Here is a 6,364-nt window from a genome sequence, read left to right on the forward strand (position 1 = left end):
AGAAACGCGAAGTCGCAGTCACTATGGAAAGGGGGACTATGCGAGGGAAGCGATGCCGGATTTCCTGTACGACATTCCGCTGCGCGACCTTGCCCTCTATTTCTCGCTTGCCGCCGTCCTGTCGATCTTTGTCGGGATGCTCGTCCTCAAGCCGATCCTGCGCCTGCTAATCGGTTCCGGCCCCGACCTGAACGAGGCGATCACCCACGGCACGGCCGGCTTCAACCTGTTCTATGGGCTGCTGCTGGGCCTGCTGACCGTATCGGCCTATCAGAACAACGAGCGCGTGAACGAGGCGGTGCTGAACGAGGCGACGGTGCTGGGCGCGCTGTATTCCGACATCAACGGTTACCCGGAACCCGTGCGATCCGAGACCAAGGCGATGATGCGCGACTATGTCCTGTTCACTCTGTACAAGGACTGGCCCGCCCATGCGCAGGGCTCCTATCTGGATGGCGGTGGCAATCGCGTGAATGCGATGCGCCAGAAGCTGTCGGGGTTCGAGCCGACCTCGGCCGGGCAGGAAATCCTGCATGCGCAGATGCTGTCGGCGTTCCAGGAGTTCACCCGCGCCCGGCAGCTGCGCCTGAACGGTGTCTACACGGAAATTCCCAATGTCCTGTGGTATGCCGTCCTGGTGGGCGCGGCGATCAATATCCTGCTGATCGTCCTGCTGCGGATGCGCCCTGTGCGTCAGTTCGTGCTGGGCACCATCACGGCGTTCTTTCTGGGCGTCATCCTGTTCGTCATCGTCGCCCTTGACGATCCGCTGCGCGGCGAGGCGGCGATCCAGCCCGACCCGCTGGAGCGCCTGTGGCAAAGGGTCATGATCTGGGACGAGCCCTGAGGAGGCGACATGGCGCAGTTTTCCATCCGGGAGGTCGAGGGAATGCGGCAGGTTCGCATCGAGATCGACCAAGAGACCATCCGCGCCCGCCGCGGGGCCCTGTCGACCATGCGCGGCGACATCGCCCTGACACCGCGGCTGCCGGCACTGGCGGATGTCTTTCGGTCGATGTTCACCAGCGAAGCCCGGATCAGGCCTTATTACAAGGGCAGCGGGTCGATCGTGCTGCAGCCGTCCTTGTCTGGATATCACCTTCTGACGGTTCAGGACGGCGAGACATGGGTTCTGGAGCCCGGCGTCTATTGGGCATCCGAAGGCGGTGTTTCCCTGGGCATGCGCCGTGAACGCTTCTGGCCCAGCCTGTGGGCGGGTGATGGCGGCCTGGTCTGGAAGACGACGCTGCACAATGCGGGCCAGGTCGCGATCAACGCCCCCGGCCCTGTCGAGACGATCGAGGTTCAGGAGAGCGACTTGCGTGTTCAGGGTCGACTTGTGCTTGGCAGGACCGAGGGCCTGCGGTTTTCATCACGAAATCCGGCGTCATTTCCGCGCAACCTGATCTCCGGGCAGAAACGCCTGCGTGTTTTTCAGCGGCACCGGAAAGGTTCTGGTTTGCTGGACGCCTTACTGGAACGAACATCTGTATCGCAGAATGACCGGGGAAAGCATCGATGGAGCATTGTTGGAATGATGCGTTAATGCGCCCACGTCATGCGCATCGGTCGAGATGCAGTGCCCTGCAGTCTGCCGCAGTCCCGCATGCACGGTGACCAAACGATACGTAACCCTTTCACGGTCATTTCCGTGATTTGCACATTCTTAAGCGGCTTTTCCCCGCAATAACCGCGACCAGTATCGCTTTGTGGCGTCGCTGGCCTTCGGCAGTCGGCTGTTCAAACGAAATCCACCATGATGAAGGTCATCGACTGGGTCGATTAGTCGATCAAAAGATTGATGATCATGCGTGGCGCATATCTGAATGTCTTCTACCTGATTTCGTTTCCCTGGTTCCATGATGTGCCGCCCACCCGTTCATCGTGGAGCGCTGGGGGCTTAAATCCTGATCTCATCTCATTGCACCCACTGAGCCGCCCCCGTCGTTTCCGGAGGTGTGTCGCGACCACGGTGGCCAGGCTTGCAACGATCGTGATGGGCTAAACCAGCCAATCCCTGACGCCGTTTGATCAAATCAGAGCGGAGCAGGCCTGCCGTACGAAACCGGGCCTTTCAATGCCATAAAGAACGGCTGACCTCATTTGCCCGCTATTGACCGGACAAAAAATGGCGCGCGACTATTGTTTGTGCCGTAGTGATGGCAGTCATACACTAAACGCTTATTCCTGTGGCGAACCTGCAGCCGGCGGTTTCCCGTAATAAGACGATACCCACCTCGCTGCCAAGACCACGCGCACCAGACCTTCTATTCACGACCTGACCGGACCTTGAGAGCAGGGAGATGGGGATCCAAATACCATGATCCCTTTCTCTCTGATGTCCCTAGAACCGGGTGATGATCGTGGCGCCGACGGACTGAAACCTGTCCATGTTCACCAAGGCCGCGGGGGCTTCGGCAAGGCTGATCCGGTCCCCCACCAGCCGCGCGGGATCAAGCTTGCCACTGGCCACCATGTCCAGCATCGCGCCGTAGCGATGAGCCTGCATCCCATGCGAGCCCAGGATCTCGATCTCTTGACCGACGATCCTGGGCATGGGCACGGCCGGTGCCGCGTGATCGCCCAGCATCAGGCCCACTTGGATATGCTTGCCGCGCGGCCGCAGACAGAGAATGGAATTGGTCATCGTCACCGTATGCCCAAGCGCATCGATCGACACGTTCGCGCCACCCCGAGTGATCTCCCGGATCGCTTCGGGGACATTCTCCTGCCTGCCGTCGATCACGAAAGCCGCACCAAGCGCACGGGCCAGATCCAGCTTTGCCGGATCAAGGTCCACGCCGATGACGTTGGCCCCGGCCGCTGCGGCGATCATCACCGCGGACAGACCCACCCCGCCACATCCGTGAACGGCCACCCATTGCCGCGCACTGACCCGCCCCTGATCGACGACAGCACGAAAGGACGTGGCGAACCGGCAACCCAAGCTGGCAGCGGTGGCGAAATCCATGCCGTCCGGCAGGGCAACCAGGTTCAGGTCGGCTCTGTGGATGGCAATATATTCAGCAAACGAACCCCAATGGGTGAAGCCCGGCTGCTCCTGGTGCAGGCAGACCTGCTGATGTCCGGCATGGCACTCCGAGCAGCTGCCACAGCTGCAGATGAACGGGACGGTGACCTTGTCCCCCACTGCCCACTTGGTGACGTCCTTGCCGACGGCCACCACCACCCCTGCCAATTCGTGGCCCGGAACATGCGGAAGCTTGATGTCGGGATCATGCCCCTTCCAGCCGTGCCAATCGCTGCGGCAGACGCCCGTCGCCTCCACCTTGAGAACGACGCCATGCGCGGCTGGGGTCGGGTCCGGAAGGGTGACGAGCGTGGGCATTTCCCCGAACGTCTCAAACATCACGGCTTTCATGGGGTCAGCTCCTTCAGGTGGTGAACCATCGGCTGTCATCCTAGCCACATGGCGGGAAAGCGCTTTGCCAATCTTCTTATCATTTGCCATCATTGAGGCAGACTCTGCCCTTTTGATGTGCCAACCCACGGATACTCTGCTCCATGACCAAGATTGACGCCGTCAGTATGCAAATGCTTACGTTGCTTCAAGACGACGGCCGCATGACAAATGCCAAACTGGCCGAGACGCTGTCGATGAGCGAAACGCCATGCTGGCGGCGTCTGAAGCGGCTGGAGGAAAGCGGCATCATCGAGGGCTATCAGGCCCGGTTGAACCGCCGGAAGATCGGACTGGGCGTGATGGCATTCGTCCAACTGCGCTGTTCCGAACACGATGCGACAGCGACCGCTACGTTTCAGCGCATCATCGAAACCTCGCCCAATATCCTGTCCTGCCACAACACGACCGGCGCCGACGATTTTCTGCTCATCGCCGTCGCGCGAGATCTGGATGACTACAGCACCTTCGTCGAGACCACGCTTCGACGGCTTCCCGGCGTCACCAGCATCCGGTCGAACCTGTCGTTGCGAGAGATGAAATCCTCAAGCCGGCTACCAATCATGCGAAGCGACAGCTGACGCCTTCTCCAAGCGTGATGCGTCGAGCACCAAGGCGTATAGCCCCGAATGCTCCTTCAAGTCGGGCAGACGCTACATTACCGCAAAGGAAATTATGACCCACGGTTTTCCACTTTTAGGTAAGCTTGCGGCGATTCTTGGCCTTGCGGAAGGCCAGGCCGGCATCAGTCGCCCGGACATGCGAAAGCCCCGGCGTTTGGCCGGGGCTGGTGGTGAGTCTTTGACGGTGGTTGCGGGGACAGGATTTGAACCTGTGACCTTCAGGTTATGAGCCTGACGAGCTACCGGGCTGCTCTACCCCGCGCCAAGGTTGTCCTGATCGGGTTTGTATTATCGTATCAGAGAGATATTGCGTTTCTTACCAGGTCTGGCGGTGACCTACTCTCCCACGTCTTAAGACGCAGTACCATCGGCGCAGCGGCACTTAACGGCCGAGTTCGGGATGGGATCGGGTGTTTTGCTCGCGCTAGGGCCACCAGACCAGGAAAGAAACGCTCAGCGTCGGACCCTTTTGAGGGGTCTGATATTGTCCAAGGATGCTTTGGAGGAAGGAGGATAATCCTGCTTCTTCCGGATCAAATCAAGCCTATCGAGCCATTAGTACCGGTCAACTGAATGCATTGCTGCACTTACATCTCCGGCCTATCGACGTGGTGGTCTTCCACGGCTCTCAAGGGAGACCTTGTTTTGAGGGGGGCTTCACGCTTAGATGCCTTCAGCGTTTATCCTGTCCGTTCATAGCTACCCAGCACTGCCGTTGGCACGACAACTGGTCCACCAGTGGAACGTCCACCCCGGTCCTCTCGTACTAGGGGCAGCTCCTCTCAAGTCTCCAACACCCACGGCAGATAGGGACCGAACTGTCTCACGACGTTCTAAACCCAGCTCACGTACCTCTTTAAACGGCGAACAGCCGTACCCTTGGGACCTGCTCCAGCCCCAGGATGAGATGAGCCGACATCGAGGTGCCAAACGATGCCGTCGATATGGACTCTTGGGCATCATCAGCCTGTTATCCCCAGCGTACCTTTTATCCGTTGAGCGATGGCCCTTCCACTCGGGACCACCGGATCACTATGGCCGACTTTCGTCTCTGCTCGACTTGTCAGTCTTGCAGTCAGGCTGGCTTCTGCCATTGCACTCAACGACCGATTTCCGACCGGTCTGAGCCAACCTTCGCGCGCCTCCGTTACTGTTTGGGAGGCGACCGCCCCAGTCAAACTACCCACCACGCAGGGTCCCGGACCCGGATAACGGGCCGCGGTTAGACATCAAGAGTGCGAAGGGCGGTATCTCAAGGATGGCTCCACGAGGACTAGCGTCCCCGCTTCAAAGCCTACCGCCTATCCTGCACATCGCAATCCTGATGCCAGTGCGAAGTTGTAGTAAAGGTGCATGGGGTCTTTCCGTCTAACCGCGGGAAGTCTGCATCTTCACAGACAATTCAATTTCGCTGAGTCCACATTTGAGACAGCGGGGAAGTCGTTACGCCATTCGTGCAGGTCGGAACTTACCCGACAAGGAATTTCGCTACCTTAGGACCGTTATAGTTACGGCCGCCGTTTACCGGGGCTTCAATTCAAGGCTTGCACCTCTCCTTTTAACCTTCCGGCACCGGGCAGGCGTCAGACCCTATACGTCGTCTTACGACTTCGCAGAGCCCTGTGTTTTTAGTAAACAGTCGCCACCCCCTGGTTTGTGCCCCCGGCCTCTGCTTGCGCAAAAACCGGGCCTCCTTCTCGCGAACTTACGGAGGTATTTTGCCGAGTTCCTTAAATGTGGTTCTCTCAAGCGCCTTGGTATTCTCTACCAGTCCACCTGTGTCGGTTTAGGGTACGGTCTTGTGGAGGGCTATTTCCAGGGACCCCTAAGCAGCCCGATCAATCCGTTAAGATCGAACTACCCTCGGGATCCGTCACCATCTCCTGGCCCAGGAATATTAACCTGGTTCCCATCGACTACGCCTTTCGGCCTCGCCTTAGGGGCCGGCTTACCCTGCTCAGATTAGCTTTAAGCAGGAACCCTTGGACTTTCGGCGACAGGGTCTCTCACCCTGTTTGTCGCTACTCATGTCAACATTCTCACTTCTGATCACTCCACCGGTTGCCTCACGGCCCGGCTTCACAGTCAGAACATTGCCTCCGTTACCCATTGCTGGGCAAAAGAGGCAGCGTTCTATATCACAGAACGCTCCGCTACCACGCACTCTAAAGTGCATCCAAAGCTTCGGCTCGTGGCTTGAGCCCCGTTACATCTTCGCCGCAAGACCTCTTGATTAGACCAGTGAGCTGTTACGCTATCTTTAAAGGATGGCTGCTTCTAAGCCAACCTCCTGGTTGTTTTGGAAGTCTCACATGCTTTC

Annotated in this window: 4 protein-coding genes, 1 tRNA gene and 2 rRNA genes (1 of these 7 running past the window's edge); 3 read left to right on the forward strand and 4 right to left on the reverse strand. The window is 58.6% G+C overall.

Annotation, left to right across the window (positions count from 1 at the left end; genetic code table 11):
* Positions 1 to 52: 52 nt before the first annotated feature.
* Both F1642_RS07105 and F1642_RS07110 read left to right on the forward strand, forming a co-directional pair.
* Positions 53 to 847, forward strand: coding sequence for a DUF4239 domain-containing protein (locus tag F1642_RS07105; protein WP_194885881.1), 795 nt, complete (start codon positions 53 to 55; stop codon positions 845 to 847).
* Between the two features lie 9 nt (positions 848 to 856).
* Positions 857 to 1,546 (forward strand): AIM24 family protein, encoded by a 690-nt coding sequence (locus tag F1642_RS07110; protein WP_194885882.1) that lies wholly within the window; start codon positions 857 to 859, stop codon positions 1,544 to 1,546.
* 798 nt (positions 1,547 to 2,344) lie between these two features.
* Here the strand turns inward: F1642_RS07110 and F1642_RS07115 are convergent.
* The gene (locus F1642_RS07115) at positions 2,345 to 3,382 is read right to left on the reverse strand and encodes a zinc-dependent alcohol dehydrogenase family protein (protein WP_194885883.1); all 1,038 of its coding nucleotides are present in this window, start codon (positions 3,380 to 3,382) and stop codon (positions 2,345 to 2,347) included.
* Positions 3,383 to 3,525: 143 nt separating this feature from the next.
* On the opposite strand from F1642_RS07115, the gene F1642_RS07120 reads away from it, so the two are divergent.
* On the forward strand, positions 3,526 to 4,002 hold the full coding sequence (locus tag F1642_RS07120) for an Lrp/AsnC family transcriptional regulator (RefSeq protein WP_046001189.1): 477 nt from the start codon (positions 3,526 to 3,528) through the stop codon (positions 4,000 to 4,002).
* 227 nt (positions 4,003 to 4,229) lie between these two features.
* Here the strand turns inward: F1642_RS07120 and F1642_RS07125 are convergent.
* From F1642_RS07125 to F1642_RS07135, 3 genes are all read right to left on the reverse strand, one after another.
* Positions 4,230 to 4,306 (reverse strand) — tRNA-Met (locus tag F1642_RS07125).
* A gap of 61 nt (positions 4,307 to 4,367) precedes the next feature.
* Positions 4,368 to 4,482 (reverse strand): 5S ribosomal RNA (gene rrf / locus F1642_RS07130).
* A gap of 96 nt (positions 4,483 to 4,578) precedes the next feature.
* Positions 4,579 to 6,364, reverse strand: a 23S ribosomal RNA gene (locus F1642_RS07135); it runs 1,047 nt beyond the window's last position.

The organism is Paracoccus sp. NBH48 (assembly GCF_015390265.1).
Taxonomy (GTDB): Bacteria; Pseudomonadota; Alphaproteobacteria; order Rhodobacterales; family Rhodobacteraceae; genus Paracoccus; species Paracoccus marcusii.

Excerpts from the sequence above, each read along its gene's own strand:
- F1642_RS07105 (WP_194885881.1), top strand. The coding sequence starts at position 53 with ATGCCGGATTTCCTGTACGACATTCCGCTGCGCGACCTTGCCCTCTAT.
- F1642_RS07110 (WP_194885882.1), top strand. The coding sequence starts at position 857 with ATGGCGCAGTTTTCCATCCGGGAGGTCGAGGGAATGCGGCAGGTTCGC.
- F1642_RS07115 (WP_194885883.1), bottom strand. The coding sequence starts at position 3,382 with ATGAAAGCCGTGATGTTTGAGACGTTCGGGGAAATGCCCACGCTCGTC.
- F1642_RS07120 (WP_046001189.1), top strand. The coding sequence starts at position 3,526 with ATGACCAAGATTGACGCCGTCAGTATGCAAATGCTTACGTTGCTTCAA.